Source organism: Dyella silvae, from assembly GCF_026421305.1.
In the GTDB taxonomy this organism is placed as follows: Bacteria; Pseudomonadota; Gammaproteobacteria; order Xanthomonadales; family Rhodanobacteraceae; genus Dyella; species Dyella silvae.
The window spans coordinates 254325-271116 of the sequence record NZ_JAPJBQ010000007.1; the positions used below are offsets into that span (position 1 = coordinate 254325).

15 protein-coding genes are annotated in these 16792 nt (G+C 63.3%); 7 read left to right on the forward strand and 8 right to left on the reverse strand.

Annotated features, from left to right (window positions below):
* Positions 1-83 precede the first annotated feature (83 nt).
* The 3 genes from OQE56_RS16675 to radC form a co-directional block, all read right to left on the reverse strand.
* Complete coding sequence (locus tag OQE56_RS16675) at positions 84-839, reverse strand: SPOR domain-containing protein (protein ID WP_267225776.1); 756 nt, start codon at positions 837-839, stop codon at positions 84-86.
* Complete coding sequence (gene argS, locus OQE56_RS16680) at positions 840-2531, reverse strand: arginine--tRNA ligase (protein ID WP_267225777.1); 1692 nt, start codon at positions 2529-2531, stop codon at positions 840-842.
* 492 nt (positions 2532-3023) lie between these two features.
* Positions 3024-3695, reverse strand: a complete 672-nt coding sequence (radC, locus tag OQE56_RS16685) for a RadC family protein (RefSeq protein ID WP_267225778.1) — start codon at positions 3693-3695, stop codon at positions 3024-3026.
* Between the two features lie 206 nt (positions 3696-3901).
* Between radC and coaBC the strand changes: the two genes are divergently transcribed.
* The 3 genes from coaBC (at position 3902) to OQE56_RS16700 (ending at position 7961) form a co-directional block, all read left to right on the forward strand.
* Positions 3902-5107 (forward strand): bifunctional phosphopantothenoylcysteine decarboxylase/phosphopantothenate--cysteine ligase CoaBC, encoded by a 1206-nt coding sequence (gene coaBC, locus OQE56_RS16690; protein ID WP_267225779.1) that lies wholly within the window; start codon positions 3902-3904, stop codon positions 5105-5107.
* Complete coding sequence (dut, locus tag OQE56_RS16695) at positions 5104-5559, forward strand: dUTP diphosphatase (RefSeq protein ID WP_267225780.1); 456 nt, start codon at positions 5104-5106, stop codon at positions 5557-5559. Before coaBC ends, dut begins: the two co-directional genes overlap by 4 nt.
* Positions 5560-5624: 65 nt before the next feature.
* A complete protein-coding gene (locus OQE56_RS16700; RefSeq protein WP_267225781.1) occupies positions 5625-7961 on the forward strand; it encodes a phosphomannomutase/phosphoglucomutase in 2337 nt (778 codons plus the stop codon).
* Positions 7962-8070: 109 nt separating this feature from the next.
* Here the strand turns inward: OQE56_RS16700 and OQE56_RS16705 are convergent, their stop codons facing one another.
* The 3 genes from OQE56_RS16705 to OQE56_RS16715 all read right to left on the reverse strand — a co-directional run bounded on the left by OQE56_RS16705 (position 8071) and on the right by OQE56_RS16715 (position 9975).
* Entirely contained in the window at positions 8071-8724 is a 654-nt protein-coding gene (locus tag OQE56_RS16705) for a DUF4124 domain-containing protein (RefSeq protein WP_267225782.1), read from the reverse strand.
* A 109-nt stretch (positions 8725-8833) separates the two neighbouring features.
* On the reverse strand, positions 8834-9481 hold the full coding sequence (gene pyrE, locus OQE56_RS16710; protein ID WP_267225783.1) for an orotate phosphoribosyltransferase: 648 nt from the start codon (positions 9479-9481) through the stop codon (positions 8834-8836).
* A 23-nt stretch (positions 9482-9504) separates the two neighbouring features.
* Positions 9505-9975, reverse strand: coding sequence for a GNAT family N-acetyltransferase (locus OQE56_RS16715; RefSeq protein WP_267225784.1), 471 nt, complete (start codon positions 9973-9975; stop codon positions 9505-9507).
* A gap of 61 nt (positions 9976-10036) precedes the next feature.
* Between OQE56_RS16715 and OQE56_RS16720 the strand changes: the two genes are divergently transcribed.
* The 3 genes from OQE56_RS16720 (at position 10037) to OQE56_RS16730 (ending at position 12504) form a co-directional block, all read left to right on the forward strand.
* Positions 10037-10807, forward strand: a complete 771-nt coding sequence (locus OQE56_RS16720; protein ID WP_267225785.1) for an exodeoxyribonuclease III — start codon at positions 10037-10039, stop codon at positions 10805-10807.
* Positions 10797-12104, forward strand: coding sequence for an AmpG family muropeptide MFS transporter (locus tag OQE56_RS16725; RefSeq protein ID WP_267225786.1), 1308 nt, complete (start codon positions 10797-10799; stop codon positions 12102-12104). The genes OQE56_RS16720 and OQE56_RS16725 overlap by 11 nt, the downstream gene beginning before the upstream one ends.
* A gap of 100 nt (positions 12105-12204) precedes the next feature.
* Positions 12205-12504, forward strand: a complete 300-nt coding sequence (locus OQE56_RS16730) for a hypothetical protein (protein WP_267225787.1) — start codon at positions 12205-12207, stop codon at positions 12502-12504.
* A gap of 16 nt (positions 12505-12520) precedes the next feature.
* Here the strand turns inward: OQE56_RS16730 and OQE56_RS16735 are convergent, their stop codons facing one another.
* Both OQE56_RS16735 and OQE56_RS16740 read right to left on the reverse strand, forming a co-directional pair.
* Positions 12521-13639, reverse strand: coding sequence for an anhydro-N-acetylmuramic acid kinase (locus tag OQE56_RS16735; protein ID WP_267225788.1), 1119 nt, complete (start codon positions 13637-13639; stop codon positions 12521-12523).
* A 5-nt stretch (positions 13640-13644) separates the two neighbouring features.
* Entirely contained in the window at positions 13645-15084 is a 1440-nt protein-coding gene (locus OQE56_RS16740; protein ID WP_267225789.1) for an OapA family protein, read from the reverse strand.
* Positions 15085-15267: 183 nt separating this feature from the next.
* Here OQE56_RS16740 and tyrS point away from each other — a divergent pair, with 183 nt between their 5' ends.
* Positions 15268-16479, forward strand: coding sequence for a tyrosine--tRNA ligase (tyrS, locus tag OQE56_RS16745; RefSeq protein WP_267225790.1), 1212 nt, complete (start codon positions 15268-15270; stop codon positions 16477-16479).
* Positions 16480-16792 lie beyond the last annotated feature (313 nt).

Consider the following 16792-nt stretch of genomic DNA (forward strand, 5'->3'; position numbering starts at 1 on the left):
ATCTGTTATATCGAGTGAGCAAATAAAAAGGCCGTGTCGCGAGACACGGCCTTTTCTTGTGCAGTGAGTCGAGAGGGGGCGGCTTACCGGCCTTCCTTCAACGCAATGGCATTAATGCCCGCGGAAGCGAGGCGCTGCTTCGTTGATTCCAGTTCCGTGGCGGAATGGAACGGGCCGAGGCGCACGCGGTTATAGGTCTGGCCGTTGACGCTGACCGAGGCCACGTTGGCGACAAAACCCTGCATGGCGAGCTTGGCTTTCAGCGTCTCGGCGTCGGCGGCGCTCGGGAAGGCACCTACCTGCAGCAGATAGCCAGCGCCGGAGGAGTTAGCGGGTCCGGCAGCCGGTGGTGCCGATGCATGGACGGCTGACTCGGGTGCGGGGGTCACTGCTTCGGACACGGCAGCTGGGCCCGGTGCCGGCTTCTGCGCAGCGGCTGCCTGTTGCTGAGCGGCAGCCTGCGCGGCCTGCTGGGCCGCCTGCTGCTTCTGCTGCTGCTCGGCCTTGGCTTGCGCGCTGATGACCGCATCCGGAATACGCACTTCCTTTTCGGACAGCACGGAATAGAAGTCGAATTGCGGCTTCTTCGGGGCGGGGGCGCTGTCGGTGGCCGACGTCGATTCATTGGCGGCAGCACCGGCGTCGCTGCCGCGCTGTGCGGTGGCCTGCGCGTTCGGCTGCGGGCCCTGGTTGCCGCGCGGCGCCATCGGCAGGCGGCCGCTCATGGCAAACATGAGTCCCGCGCCGATCGCGATGCCGATAACGGCCCAGCCCCAGCCGGGCATACCGCCGCTGTTGTTGCGGACGGCCTGTCGGCCTTTGCCCTTGCGTGCTGCCATTTACATCTTCTCCGGGGCACTGAGTCCCAGCAAATCCAAGCCGTTACGAATCACCTGGCGCGTGGCGAGCACCAGCGTGATGCGCGCGTTGCGCAACTCGGCGTCGTCCACGATCCACTTGTGCTCGTGATAGTAACTGTGGAGGGCGCCGGCGAGTTCGCGCAGATATTGCGCGATCAGGTGCGGTTCCAGATTGGCGGCGGCGGCTTCCACCACTTCGGGGTAGCGGGACAGCTCGGTGAACAGGGCCTGCTCATGCTCGGTGTCCAGGCGCGCCAGCTGGTTGACGCTGGCCTGCGTGTCGACCGCCGGCAAGCCACGCTCGGCCAGCTCTTCCAGCACGCGGCAGACGCGGGCGTGGGCGTACTGGATGTAGTAGACCGGGTTGTCGTTGCTCTGCGAGCGGGCCAGGTCGATGTCGAACACGAGCTGGGAATCGGCCTTGCGGGCGATCAGGAAGTAGCGGGTGGCGTCGCGGCCGGCTTCCTCGATGAGGTCACGCAGGGTGAGGTAGCTGCCGGCGCGCTTGGAGAGTTTTACCTCTTCGCCGCCGCGCATCACCGTCACCATCTGGTACAGCACGTAGTTCGGGTAGCCCTTGGGGATGCCTTCGTCCAGCGCCTGCAGGCCGGCCTTCACGCGGGCCAGCGAACCGTGGTGGTCGGAGCCGAGCACGGTCACGGCGTTGACGTAGCCGCGCTGCCACTTGGTCATGTGGTAGGCGACGTCTGGCACGAAATAGGTATAGGTGCCGTCGGACTTGCGCATCACGCGGTCTTTGTCGTCACCGTAGTCGGTGCTGCGCAGCCACAGGGCGCCGCCTTCCTCGTAGGTGTGGCCGTGGGCGACCAGCTTGCTCACGGTCTCTTCCACCTTGCGCTGGGTGTAGAGCGAGGATTCCAGGTAGTACACGTCGAAGCCGACACCGAAGGCGGCCAGATCCAGGTTCTGCTCGCGGCGCAGGTAGGCCACGGCGAAGTGGCGGATGGCTTCCAGATCGTCGGCGTTCTTGGCGCCGGTGACCACATGGCCTTCCACTTCGACGCTGTCGCCGTTGAGGTAGGCCTGCGCCACGTCGGCGATGTAGTCGCCGCGGTAGCCGTCTTCCGGCCAGCCGGCGTCGTTCGGCGTCAGGCCGCGGGCGCGGGCCTGTGTGGAGATGGCCAGGTTTTGGATCTGTACGCCGGCGTCGTTGTAGTAGAACTCGCGCTTCACATTCCAGCCGGTGGCATCCAGCACGCGGGCGATGCAGTCGCCCAACACGGCGTTGCGGCCGTGACCGACGTGCAGCGGACCGGTCGGGTTGGCGGAGACAAACTCCACGCCGGCCGTGACGCCCTTGCCGCTGGTGCTGCGGCCGTAGGCGTTGCCGCCGGTGAGCACACGGCTCACTTCGGCGTGATAGGCGCCCGGGGCGAGGAAGAAGTTGATGAAGCCGGGGCCGGCAATGTCGACCTTGCCCACCAGTGCGTTGGCCGGCAGGGCGGCGACCAGCTTCTCGGCCAGTTCGCGCGGCTTGGCGCGGGCCGGCTTGGCCAGCAGCATCGCGGCGTTGGCGGCAAAGTCACCATGCTCCCGGCTGCGCGTGCGCTCGATCACGAAGTTCGGTACTTCGAGGTCGGCGGGCAGGGTGGAGTCGTTCTGCAGGGTACGAATAGCCTGCAGCAGCAGTTCGCGCAGCTGTTCTTTCACGGTATGGGGTCAGGCGACGATGGAACCCCCAATCCTATCAGACCGGCGCCTCAGCGGCCGGCCTCCGCAGGCCAAAACAGCGTGTTGCGCTGCGGAGGAAAAGTCTGTGGATAAGTCTGTGAGAAAGCGTGAGCTTCGCTGGAGGTGTCACGTGCAAAACGCGGCGGAAACCGAGATGTAAAGAAAAAAAGACAATACAAACAACAACATCGAAGTCACACGTGACGCCCCCTGGAGCAAATGACTGGAAAGTGCCGTTGCAGGCCGAATGTGCATAAGTCGTGGATGGTCAAGACATGCCCGACGGTATGGGCCCTGACTGGCCTGACGTCATGCCTCTGTCATGCGGCACTGCCACACTGACTTCCGTCCCCCCGGCACCTCCCCGCTGGCTGGGGACGGGAGCCTGCCGTGGCTCCATCTCTCCCCACAAAACGGCCTGACGGCGCGGATCTCCCCCCGCGCCGTTGCTTTTTTATGGCCTCCGGGCTCCTACAGCAGCCCCCGTGCCGCCATAGATACCGGGACGCCAATGCCGATCACCAGGTGATCCAGCACCCGAACCCCTATCAGCTGCAACACGGCCTGCAGTTCGTGGGTGAGCGCTCGATCCGCGGGGCTGGGCTCTGCCACGCCTGAAGGGTGGTTATGGGCAAAGATCACCGCGGCGGCGTTATGGCGCATGCACGCTCGCACCACTTCGCGCGGGTGCACGCTGGCGCCATCCAGCGTGCCGCGAAACAGCTCCTCGAACGCGAGTACGCGATGCCTGTTGTCGAGGAACAGACAGCCGAACACCTCGTAGGGCAGGTGGCGCAGCTGGGCGCGCAGATAGTCGCCGCTGTCAGTGGGGTTGCCCAGGGTGGGCCGCTCGGTCAGCTGCTCTGCCAAGGAGCGGCGGGCCAGCTCCAGGGCGGCGATCAGGCGGGCCCGCTTCGCCGGTCCGATGCCGCGTAATTGAGCGACGCCCCCGGGATTGCCAAGTAATGCACTCAGGCCACCGCTGGTGCCGAGGAGTTCCCGACCCAGCGCTATGGCGTCTTTCCCGGGGACGCCGCTGCCCAGCAGCACGGCGATCAGCTCGGCATCTGACAGCGCGGCGCAACCGCGCGCGATCAGTTTCTCCCGGGGGCGTTCCAGTTCTGGCCATTCACGAATGCTCATTCCGGCAGCTTGCCCGCCGGGCGGGAGGAAGCCCATCGGCCAATGGCCGGGCTTGCGGTCAGGGCTGCCATGGATATCGCGTGGGCTGTGCCGGAAGGCAGGTTGTCCGTCGCAGGAATCCGGGTATGAATTAGCTGTCCGGTCACCGAGCCAGCCTGGCGATTCCGGTAAGCTACCGGGCCAAACACGTTTGTCAGGCCTACACCATGAGTCTTGCCCAACGCCGCATCCTGCTTGGCGTGTCGGGTGGCATCGCCGCCTACAAGTCTTGCGAGCTGGTTCGTCGCCTGCGCGACCTCGATGCCGAGGTGCGCGTGGTGATGACCGAAGGCGCCACGCATTTTGTCAGCGCCACCACGTTCCAGGCGCTATCGGGTCAACCGGTGCGCATGAGTCTGTGGGATTCCGAGGCTGAGGCGGCCATGGGGCACATTGAGCTGGCGCGTTGGGCCGAACGCATTGTGATTGCGCCGGCCAGCGCCGACCTGATCGCCCGTCTCGCCCATGGCATGGCCAATGACCTGCTCACCACCGTGTGTCTGGCCAGTGCGGCGCCCGTGTATGTGGCACCGGCCATGAACCAGCAGATGTGGGCGCATGCGGCGGTGCAGGCGAACATCGATACGCTGCGCCAGCGCGGCGTGCAGCTGCTGGGTCCTGCGTCGGGCGATCAGGCCTGTGGCGATATCGGCTCCGGCCGCATGCTGGAGCCACTGGAGTTGCGTGCGGCCATCGTCGCCTCCTTTGGCCATCCGGTTCTGCAAGGGCTGAAGGTGGTGGTCAGCGCGGGCCCCACTTATGAAGATATCGATCCGGTTCGCTTCATCGGCAATCGCAGCTCCGGTCGCATGGGTTTCGCCGTGGCAGAAGCTGCCGCACAGGCGGGCGCCGAGGTGATCCTGGTCGCCGGCCCAGTGAGCCTGGCCACGCCGCCTGGCGTCCTGCGACGGATCGACGTGCGCAGCGCCGCTCAGATGCGCGATGCGGTGGTAGCGGCCGCATCCGGCGCGGACATTTATATTGGTGCGGCTGCCGTGGGCGATTACCGGCCTGCGGAAGTGGCTGACCACAAGCTCAAAAAGCACGACGGCGCGCCGCTCGAACTGCATCTGGCCGAAAACCCGGACATTCTCGCCACCTTGGCTGCGCAAACCGTGCGCCCCTTCTTGGTCGGATTCGCCGCGGAAACGCATGATGTGGAGCGATACGCCCGCGACAAACTCAAGCGCAAGGGATTGGACATGATTGCCGCCAACCAGGTCGGCGGCGGCCTCGGCTTCGAGGCCGCTGATAACGCACTGACGCTGTATGGTCCCGAGGGGGCCATCGAGTTGGCGCGCGCATCGAAAACCGAGCTGGCGCACCAGCTCGTGGCCAAGGTGGCCGAGCGTTACCGGGCGGTGCGTGGATGATTGATGTCGAACTGAAGATTCTAGACTCGCGTCTGGGCGACACCATTCCGCTACCCGAGCCCGCTACCCGCGGCAGCGCGGGCATGGATCTGCGTGCCGCCATCGAGTCGCCCATCACCTTGCAGCCTGGCGAAAGCACGCTGGTGCCCAGTGGCATGGCTATCCATATCGGTGATCCGGGCTGGTGTGCGCTGATCGTGCCGCGCTCCGGCCTGGGTCATAAACATGGCTTGGTGATGGGCAATCTGGTGGGCGTTATCGATGCCGACTACCAGGGTCCTTTGATGATTTCTTGCTGGAACCGTGGCTCGCAGCCTTACACCATCGCGGTGGGCGATCGCATCGCCCAGCTGTTATTGGTGCCGGTGGCGCAGGCGCGGTTGAATGTGGTGAAGGAGTTCGCGCCATCGCAGAGGGGCGAGGGCGGTTTCGGATCAACCGGCGTTAATTAGGCGAGAGATCCGGGTGCCTTTGGGCCCGTGATCGAACGTCCACTTAGCCTGTGTGGGGACAGGGCATGGTGAAAAGCATCAGCCTCGGCGGGCGACCGCTCGTAGGACCAACCGAATGGAAGCGTTTGCTGCCGTTGGCGGCCGGCACGTTATTGCTCCTCGGCGGGCTGTTCTGCTTGTGGCAGACGTGGCTCATTGCCGACGAAAGCAGTGCCGTCGAGCGTGTTCATGTGGCGCAAAAGCAGGCCGCGGAAGCGCTGACGGCGGAAATCGCCAGCGAACGCGGCCGCGTGGAAACCATCGTGCATGCCATGGATCCGGCGGCACTCGCCGCTGATCCAACGCAGGCGGCAGCCACTTTGCGTCAGGAGATTCCTCAGGCGCAGGCGGTGGAGGTGTACAGCGGCAGCCTTGATGAGGTGTTGCACGCCAACTACCGGGCGTTCGGCTATGGCAAGGCCGCCCAGCTGATGACAGCTCAGACCGCCGACGGCAAGCCATTGGCGCAAACCGTGCCCAACCCCAAGGGAGGCCGCGTGCTCAGCCTGGTGATTCCGGCCGGTCGGCCTGAGCACCCGAAGGCGTGGGTCTGGGTAGCGCTGCCGTTTGATCCGCTGCAAGAACGTTTCGAATCCATTTCGCCGGCGGGTGGTCGACTGGAGCTTCGGCAAGGTGACGATCGCGGCGAGTTGGGCTTGTTGGCGCGAGGTAGCGCCTCCGCGGAGCGCGAATCGAACGCTGGCGAACCAGTGGCCAACAGCACACTCAGCGTGATGGCCGCCGTGCCGGTGGCCTACATCGTGCTGCCGCACAGCTGGCCTCTGACAGCGTTGCTCGCACTGCTGGGCCTGGGTGGTGGCCTTTATCTGCTGTGGTTGCGCAATCATCCACGCGTTGGACGGGATCACGCGGTCGACGAGCCTCTGTTTGCCGATTTGATCGACGCCGCACCTCCGGAACCGGTCAAACCCGCCGCAACCGCCCGCCTTGAGGCGATCAAGCGGGCATCGGCTACGCCTGCGACGGTCGACCCCACCATCTTCCGTGCGTACGACGTGCGCGGCGTGGTCGACAAGTCGTTGACCAGGGACGTTGCCCGTCTGCTGGGTCAGGCTATCGGTACGGTGATGCGCGAGCGTGGCCTGCTGGAAATCGTGGTGGGCAGGGACGGGCGTTTGTCTGGTCCTGAGTTGGCTGGGTCCCTGTCCGATGGCTTGCGCGAGGCAGGGGTCGACGTGATTGATCTGGGCGCGGTGCCCACGCCGGTGGTCTATTACGCCGCGTTTCGTTTCAACACCGGTTGCGGTGTGGCCGTAACCGGCAGCCACAACCCGCCGGAGTACAACGGTTTCAAGATCGTGGTGGGCGGCGAGACCTTGTCCGAAGGTGCCATCCAGGATCTCTATCAGCGCATCGTGGGCAATCAGCTGGAGCGTGGCGGCAAGGGCCGGTTGCGGCATCTGGATGTGCTGCCGGACTACATCGAGCGCATTGCCTCCGACGTGCAGGCCGAGCGCCGCCTTAAAGTGGTCGTGGACTGCGGCAACGGCATCGCAGGCGTGGTGGCTCCGCAGGTGTTGGAAGGTATCGGCTGCGATGTCGTGCCGTTGTATTGCGATGTCGATGGCACCTTCCCCAACCATCACCCCGATCCGTCCGATCCCGAGAATCTGGAAGACCTGATCTTCGCCGTGAAACAGACTGGCGCAGATCTTGGCATCGCCTTCGATGGCGATGGTGATCGCCTTGGGGTGGTGACGAAGGAAGGCGAGATCATCTTCCCCGATCGCACGCTGATGCTGTTCGCACGCGACGTGCTGTCTCGCCAGCCAGGCGCCACGGTCATTTACGACGTGAAGTGCACGGGCCATCTCAAGGGCGAGATCCTCGATGCGGGCGGCAGTCCGCTGATGTGGCGCACGGGTCACTCGCTGATCAAGGCCAAGATGCGCGAGACCGGCGCGGAGCTGGCCGGCGAGATGAGCGGCCACTTCTTCTTCAAGGAACGTTGGTACGGCTTCGACGATGGTGTCTATGCAGGCGCGCGTTTGATGGAAATCCTTGCCGGCGATCTGGAAGAGCGCACGCCGGAAGAGATTTTCGCCACGTGCCCGAAGGGTGTGTCCACGCCCGAGCTCAAGGTCGGGATGGCCGAGGGCGAGCATTACCGCTTCATCGAGCAGTTCCGCCAGAAGGCCAGTTTCGGCGACGCCACGCTCACCACGATCGATGGCGTGCGCGCCGATTGGCCCGATGGTTGGGGGCTGGTGCGGCCTTCCAACACCACGCCGGTGCTGGTGCTGCGCTTTGATGCGGACAACGAGGCGGCGCTAGCCCGCATCCAGAAGCTGTTCCGCCAACAGCTGCTGGCGGTGGACCCTGCGCTCAAACTGCCGTTCTGAAAGCAGAAGGCCCCGGCATGACCGGGGCCTTATCGAGGGCAGGCTAATGGCCCCCTCTGATCGTCATTCCAGCGAGGTACTCAGCTGGTTTTCGCGTGACGTCTCGTGCTCACTGCCCCAGTCGCGCCTTCTCCTGCGCAGCCTTCAGATCCCGATAGTGCTGCAGGTCCTTCGCGTTCTTCTGCTCCGTCGTTTCGCGCGCGGTCTGCTCGCGCTCCAACGTATCGCGCTGATGGGCCACGACGTCACGTTGCTTGGCGATGTTGTCGTTGAGGAACTTGGGCACCGGCTGTTTGGCGCGCTCAAGATCGCCCGCACGGGTCAGCAGATCGGTCAGCGCCTTTTCCTGAGTGCGCAGGTTGGAGCGCGTGGTGCTGATCTGCTCATCGATGTTGTCCAGCGCTTGCCGCTGTGATGCTTTGTACGCCTCCTCGGTGGGATAGGCGTTGAGCAGCTGGGAATCGTTGCGTGCACGCTGTTCCGCGGCACGATCGTCGGCCGCCTTCTGCTCGGCCACTTTGGCCGCTGCAGCCCGCTCCTCCGGGGTCAGCTGACGATCGACATGCTGTACGGTGATGCCACGGTCATTGACGACGTCATAGCCGTACTTCAGTGCATCCGCGGTCAGGCTATCGCTGTAATGCGGCAGGCCGGACGAGTCCTTCCAGCGATAACGATAATGGCTGGCGCTGCTATTAGTGGTCTGAGCGTGCACGCCGCTGGTCAGTGCAAGCATCGCGATGGCAAAAATGGTTTTACGCATGTCATTCCCCCTTGTCGGCGGAAGTATAGCGGGCGGTATCGCGACACCATGACATGGTTCAGGTGCCGCGATTCATGGTGTGACCGGCGTCGCCAAGGTCACCCGTCACTCAGGCATTGACGCCATAGCGTTCGCGATATGCGACCAATCGCACATGCTCGGCGGCCAGCTCCGGCCGTTCGCCGGCATAGGCCAGCACATCGCCAAGGCTGGTGATGGCGATGACCGGAATACCAAACTCAGCGGTGACTTCCTGCGCAGCCGACAGCGCACCCTGGCCACGTTCCTGTCGGTCGAGCGCAATCAGTACGCCTGCTGGCGTGGCGCCCTGTGCGCGGATCAGTGCCAGCGATTCACGCACGGCGGTACCCGCGGTCATCACATCGTCGACGATCAGCACCCGGCCCTTCAGCGGTGCGCCAACCAGCACGCCGCCTTCACCGTGATCCTTGGCTTCCTTGCGGTTGTAGGCCCACGGCAGATCGCGGCCGTGTTGATCTGCCAGTGCGATGGCGGTGGCTGCGGCCAGCGCAATGCCCTTGTAGGCAGGGCCAAACAACATGTCGATCTGAATACCCGAATTCACCACAGCAGCGGCGTAAGCGCGACCCAGCTGGGCCAGCGCAGCGCCGGAGTCGATACGACCCATGTTGAAGAAGTACGGGCTCTGGCGGCCGGACTTGAGGGTGAACTCGCCAAAGCGCAGCACGTCGCGCTGCAGGGTCAATTCGATGAAATCGCGCTGGTAATCGTGCACGGCCGCTGTCTCTTGATGGCAGGTCAATCGGGGAGGGCCCGCACCATGAGGTGCTGCGGGCCGGAAGGCCCACCATGGTACAGCGCCCCGGTATCCGAGAAGCCGAGTCGTCGATAAAGCGCCACGCCGGCGGCGTTGCGGACGTTCACGGTAAGGGCGACATCCCGTGCAGCAGGATGCCGGTGCGCCATGTCTTCCAGTATGGCGGCGAGTGCCAAGGCCCCCATTCCGCGCCCTTGCCATCGATGATCGATGAAGAAAGAGCGTAAGCCCAGCGTAGGGCGCGGGAAATCCTGGCCTGTCAGACAGCGGGCCGCTGTTTCGATGCGATAAAAGCCGATGGGCGCACCGTCCAGCAGAATCGACATGGGCTCGCAGCCTGTGCAGCTCTCGGCGTCAGCCAGCAGATCGGCTATCGCGCCGACAAACGGGCGCTGCTCTTCGTGCACCCGCAATCGCAAAAGTGCTGGCCGCAGCTCGGCATCGACGGGCATGACTCGGATATCGGGGGGATGGGACATGGTTGCTATGATGGGCCATCCCCAGGAGTGACGCATGCGCATTATCAGTCTCAATGCCAACGGAATCCGCTCGGCCGCCACCAAGGGCGTGTTCGAATGGTTGCGCCAGCAGAAGGCCGACGTGGTTTGCCTGCAGGAGACCAAGGCACAAGAAGATCAGCTCACTGACGCCATGTTCCGCCCGGACGGACATCACTGTTTCTACCGGGACGCCACCAGCAAAAAGGGTTATAGCGGTGTGGCCATCTACGCCAAGCGCGAGCCGGATGACGTGCTCGCTGAGCTCGGTTGGGATGCGTTTGATAACGAAGGCCGCTATATCGAGGCTCGTTTCGGCAAGCTCAGCGTGGTGTCGCTGTATGTGCCTTCGGGTTCATCGGGCGAGGAGCGTCAGCAGTTCAAGTTCGAAGTGATGGACTGGCTCTCGCCGATTTTCGCCAAGTGGGCCAAGAGTGGACGTGACTACGTCCTGTGCGGCGACTGGAACATCGTGCGCAGCGAACTGGACATCAAGAACTGGCGTTCGAACCAGAAGAACTCCGGGTGCTTGCCCGAAGAGCGCACCTGGCTCAACGATCTCGTCGAGAAACACGGCTGGGTCGACAGCTATCGCACGCTCAAGCCCAAGGGCGAGGACTACACGTGGTGGTCCAACCGCGGCAACGCGCGCGCCAACGACGTGGGTTGGCGCATCGACTACCAGATCGTGACGCCCTCGCTGCGCGATCGGTTGAAGCGCTGCTCCATCTATCGCGATGAGCGCTTTTCCGACCACGCGCCGTTTACGGTCGACTATGCCGACTGAGGCGGTGCCGGCAAAGCGCAAACCGTCGGTCTGGCGTTCGTTCACGGAGCCGGCGGCGTGGACGATGTGTCTGCTGGGGTTCTCCTCCGGACTGCCGTTCCTGTTGGTATCCGTCACGCTATCGCTGTGGCTGAAAGAAAACGGCATCGCCCTGAAGAGCGTCACGATGATTGCCAGCGCGGGCATGAGCTACGCGCTCAAGTTTCTTTGGGCGCCGCTGCTCGATCACTGGCGGCTGCCGCTATTCACCCGATTGGGATTGCGTCGCGGCTGGTTGCTGTTTGCCCAGTTGGGCGTGCTCTGCGGTCTGTTGCTGATGGCGTCGTTCACACCCCATCGTCTGCAGCCTTTTGTGCTGGCTACGCTGCTGGTGGCCTTCATGGGGGCGACTCAGGACATCGCCATCGATGCCTATCGGATCGAAATCGCGCCGCCTTCCGCTCAGGGCGCGCTGGTGGCCACTTACTCGCTGGGCTATCGGTTGGGCCTGCTGCTTGCGGGCGCGGTTGCGCTGATTCTGGCAGACCACATTGCCTGGTCCTGGATCTATGTGGCCATGGCGGCAGCGATGGTGGTGCCGATCGTCACTACGTTCATGATGCGCGAACCGGCCGTCGCCCGTCCGAGGCCCCCAAGCTGGCGCATGGCGATGCGCGAGAGCGTGATCGACCCGTTCGCCGATTTCTTTCGCCGATACAGCTGGCCCATCGCGGGGCTCACGCTGTTGTTCATCTTGCTGTTCAAGCTGCCAGAACAGTCCATCGGCACCATCTTCAACCCATTCATGCGTGACATGGGCTTCAGCAAGACCGAGATCGGTGCCGTTACGAAGATCTATGGTGTATGGATCGGCATCGCTGGTGCTTTTGTCGGCGGTGCGGCTGTGGCGCGCTGGGGGGCCTGGCGAACCCTGGGCGTGGCTATCGTGCTGGGGGCCTGCAGCAATCTGCTGTACCTGACGCTGCTGGGAAACCAGGGGAATCTTGCGATATTGACGCTCGCGATTTCCGGGCAAAACTTTGCCGAAGGTCTGCTGGGCCCACCGACGGTGGCCTTCCTCTCCCTGTTGGTGAACCGGCAGCACACGGCCACGCAATATGCGCTGCTGAGCTCGCTGGTGAACCTCCCTGGCAAAGTGTTGGGGTTTTTCGCGGGTGGGCTTGTCGCCATCATGGGCTATGGCGGGTACTTCGCCATTACCGTGATCTCGATGCTTCCCGCGATGCTGCTATTCGCCGTTCTGTGGCCACGATTTGGCCGCGACCGCCCGGATACTGACGCCACCCCGGCAGAGTGAGTCCGGCATGAGAATCTGCCAGTCGGCCGATTCTCTTCCACGGCAACCCTGTGCCAAGATGGTCCACACAGGGGGCTTATGACTGCAGGAGGGAGTGTCCGTGCCGGACCTCGTCATACGCCATATCGACAACCTTATGGCCGAGCGCATCAAAGCGTTGGCCAAGGAACGGCAGTGGTCGATCAATGACGTGGTGCTGCATGCACTGCGGCATGGACTCGGCATGGCTTCAACCAACCTGTTTGCCGAGACGATGCTCGATCCCGGTGACCTGACCACCCTGGGTGGTCAGTGGGAAGCGAGCGAAAAGGCAGCCTTTCAGGAAGCCGTACAGGCGTTGTCCCGCGCACCGGCGTCGACCCTGGCGAACGGCAACCGCAGGCTCGGCGACGACGACTAAGAAGCGGTGTAAGCGCTCAGCGCGGCGCGGGGTAGACCGCGCCCAGCACGCGCAGACCGCGCGCCCCCGTGACTGCCGGTAGATTGCCCGGCAGCCCAAGCAGGCGCTGACGAGCAAGCCACGCAAATGCTGTGGCTTCCAGATAGTCCGGATCGACGCCGTGCGTGGCGGTACTTGTCAGCACACGCGTTCCCAGCAGTTCGCCCAGCCGCCGCATTAATGGCTCATTGTGGACGCCACCGCCGCAAGCAAGCACGTCGCTGGCCGAGGGGGCGTAGCGCTCAATCGCATCCGCCACACTGCGCGCCGAAAGCTCCAACAGGGTGGCCTGCACATCCGCCGGCGCAAGCGACGCCAGGCGTGCGTGGGACTCCAGCCACACCAGATGAAAATGTTCGCGGCCCGTACTCTTGGGTGGTGGCAGGGCGAAATAAGGATCAGCCAGAAGCGCTGCCAGCAAGGTGTCGTCGACGCGGCCCGAGGCTGCAAAGGTGCCGCCTGCATCGTAGGCCGTGCCGTGATGGCGCTGATTCCATGCATCCATCAACCCATTGGCGGGGCCGGTATCGAAACCAAACACCTCGCCTGCGCCGCCAAGCACCGTGATGTTGGCGATGCCACCAAGATTCAGCACAACGCGCGTGTGCCCCGGTTGGGCCAACAGCATGGCGTGAACAGCGGGCAGCAAGGGCGCGCCCTGACCACCGGCAGCAACATCGGCGCGGCGGAAATCAGCAACGACGTCGATGCCACAGCGTTCCGCGATCACCGAGGGGTCGCCCACCTGCAACGTAAAAGGAAACGCTCCAGCCGGCCGATGCCGCAGGGTTTGCCCATGCGAACCGATTGCGCGCACATCGGCTGCCAGCGCGGGACGGCGCGACAGCAGATTCTGCGCGGCGTCGGCGAAACACTGGCCGATGGCCACATCCAGCCGGCCGTAGCCATCGAGATCCAACCGGGTTTCATCCTGCGCGACCGCCAGGATGCGAGCGCGCAGCGTGTCTGGCCAGGGATGCGTCAGCGCATCGACCAGCTGAGGTGTGTTTTGCTCGAAGCGCACCAGCGCGGCGTCAATACCGTCAGCGCTGGTGCCCGAGATCAGGCCGAGATAAAGCGCCGAGGCGTCGTTCACTGCGATCAGTCGTCGTTACGTTTGGTGCTGCCGACCTTGGCCAGCTTGATGTTGGTGTCCAGGCTCTTCAGGCGGGCCAGCTGTGGCTGCACCACCTGCGACCGGAACTTGGCCAGTTGCGCGGCTGGCAACGGTTCGGGCTTGGGCAGGGTGACCTTCTGCGGATCACGTTGCACGTCGTTGACGCGGAATTCGTAATGCAAATGGGGGCCGGTAGCGAGGCCGGTCATACCGACGTAGCCGATCACCGCGCCCTGGCTGACCCGCTGGCCGACCTTTTCATTGCCGAACTTCGACATGTGGCCGTAGGCCGTGCTGATGGAGCTGTTGTGTTGAACAATCACGAAGTTGCCGTAACCGTTCATCCAGCCCTTGAACTTGATGACGCCATCGCCGGCTGCATGAATTGGCGTGCCGGTTGGCGCGGCATAGTCCACGCCCTTGTGGGCGCGCATCGTGCCGAGCACCGGGTGCAGGCGCGCCGCGCTGAACTGCGAGGAGATGCGGGTGAAATCCACCGGAATGCGCAGGAACGACTTCTGGATCGGGCGACCGTCCTCGCTGAACCAGCCGTAGCTGCCGTCTTCTTTCTTAAAGCGATACGCGGTGTAGCGATCGCCCTGGTTGACGAACTCCGCCGCCACGATCTCGCCTTCATGCAGATAGGCGCCGTCGCGATATACGTCGTCATAGATCACGGTGAAGCTGTCGCCTTCGCGCAGGTCCTGCACAAAGTCGATGTCGTATTTGAAGAGCTCGGCCAGCTTGAGCACCATCTGATTGCTCATGCCCGCCTTGGACCCGGCGGCAAACAGCGAGCTGTCGATCATGCCGTGGGCGACGTGCTCGCGGCGCTCCACTTCGCGAGCTTCCGCCGTCACCGAGGCCTTGTCGCCATCGAACCGCATCGTGGTGCGGTTGGATTCGTCCTTGTCGAAGCGGATGCCCTTAAGGCTGCCGTCGCTGTCGAGCAGGAAGTCGAACTCCTGACCGGGGCTGATATGGTGCAGCGTCTTGGCGTCGCCCGACTGGTCGACCACATGTTGTACGTCGGTCAGGCTCAGGCCCTGGCTCTGGAACAGATCGGAAAGCGTCTGGCCCGGCTGCACCTGCACGATGTGCCAGTCTTCAACCGTAGGCGCGTGAGCGACTTCGGGGGCGGCCTTGGGCAGCGCCAACGGCAGCACAGCGTGTGCCGTGGACACCGTGTCGGGGCGCATCGCGCTTGCCCAGGCGGGAATAAGGAAGCCGGAAACAGCCGTGATCAGCAGGGCCGTGCCTGCGAGCATCCAGCGTTCGCGGTGCCAGCGAATCGGCTCCCCATCACCATGGCAGCCGAAAGACCAATGGGCACAACGCTCATAAAAGTGAGAGTGGCGTCGCTGCGCCTTTCGGCGCATAGCCAATTTGCGCGCAGAACGCGCGATCTCGTTTCTCTCACCCATGCCCGGTGTTCCCCAGGTACAAATATTTTAATTGGCGCGTACCATAGCGGCCCTGTGTAAAGGGCGTCAACGCCTTTTCCATCAATGAGTTGCGCGAATTTTGCGGTTAACGCACACTTAACGGAACCGCCCGGGAAGCTATGATTTCCGGTGATGCCCAGACAACGAAAATTTGAGGAATACATGAACGAGCTTGAGCAGGCGCTGGCCACCATCGCCCGGGGCGCCGACGAAATCATCAAGCAAGAGGATCTGGCCGAGCGCCTGAAACTCGGTCGTCCGCTACGCATCAAGGCGGGCTTTGACCCCACCGCGCCCGATCTGCACCTGGGCCATACGGTGCTGCTCAATAAGATGCGCCAGTTCCAGGACCTGGGGCACCAGGTCATTTTCCTCATCGGCGACTTCACCGGCATGATCGGCGACCCGACCGGCAAAAACGTCACCCGCAAGCCGCTATCGCGCGAAGACGTACTGGCCAACGCCGAGACCTACGCCGAGCAGGTCTATAAGGTGCTGGACAAGGAGCGCACCGAGCTGCGCTTCAACTCCGAGTGGTTCGGCCAGATGACCGCCGCCGATATGATCAAGCTCGCCGCCCAGCACACCGTGGCGCGCATGCTCGAACGCGACGACTTCTCCAAGCGCTTCGCTGGCCAGCAGCCGATCGCCATCCACGAATTCCTTTATCCATTGGTGCAGGGCTACGACTCCGTCGCGCTCAAGTGCGACGTCGAACTCGGCGGCACCGACCAGAAGTTCAACCTGCTGATGGGTCGCGCCCTGCAGGAGCACCACGGCCAGCCGCCGCAGATCGTGCTCACCATGCCGCTGCTCGAGGGCCTGGACGGCGTCAACAAGATGTCCAAGTCCCTGGGCAACTACATCGGCATCAATGAGCCGGCCATCGACATCGTCACCAAGACGCTGAAGATCGGCGACGACCTCATGTGGCGCTGGTTCGAGCTGCTCAGCTTCGAGACCTCGATGGACGACATCGCGCACATGAAACAGGAAGTAGCCAGCGGCGTGCTCAACCCGCGCGACGCCAAGCTCAAGCTCGCGCGCGAACTGGCCACACGTTTCCATGATGCGGCGGCAGCAGAGCAAGCGATTGCCGGTTGGCATGCCGTAGTGCGTGGTGAAGGTGATACGAGCTTATTGCCGCTCACCGAAATTGCTGTGCCTGCCGAAGGGTTGCGTCTTCCTGCACTACTTACTGCGGCGGGCCTCACGCCAAGCAATGCAGAAGCAAACCGCAAACTCAAAGAGCGCGCAGTGCGCATCGATGCGGAAGTGATTGAAGATGCGCAGCGCGTGTTTACCCCGGGTTTTGAGGGTGTTTTGCAGATCGGCAAGCGCAACTTCGCTCGCGTGTTGTTGACTCAGGCATGAGTTGTTCGCGACGACGCAACGTCGTCGCGAACAAAAAAAGAAAAGAGTTTCGCGTGAGAACAACGTCTTACGCGAAACATGAAAAATAATTTCAAAAATTGCTTGTCAAAGGTGGGGTGCCTGCCTATTATTCGCCTCCCGCCGCTGGCATCGCCCTCCGGACGGCAACAACGACAGCAAAAATTCTTCGCTGAAGGTGTTGACGGACTGGAAAGATGATGTAAGATGAGCGGCTCACTCGGAACGAAATGTTCCAACGCTGAAACGGAAACGGTCAGCAAGTGATTGAGATCTTTGACAGTGTGCGCAGGTG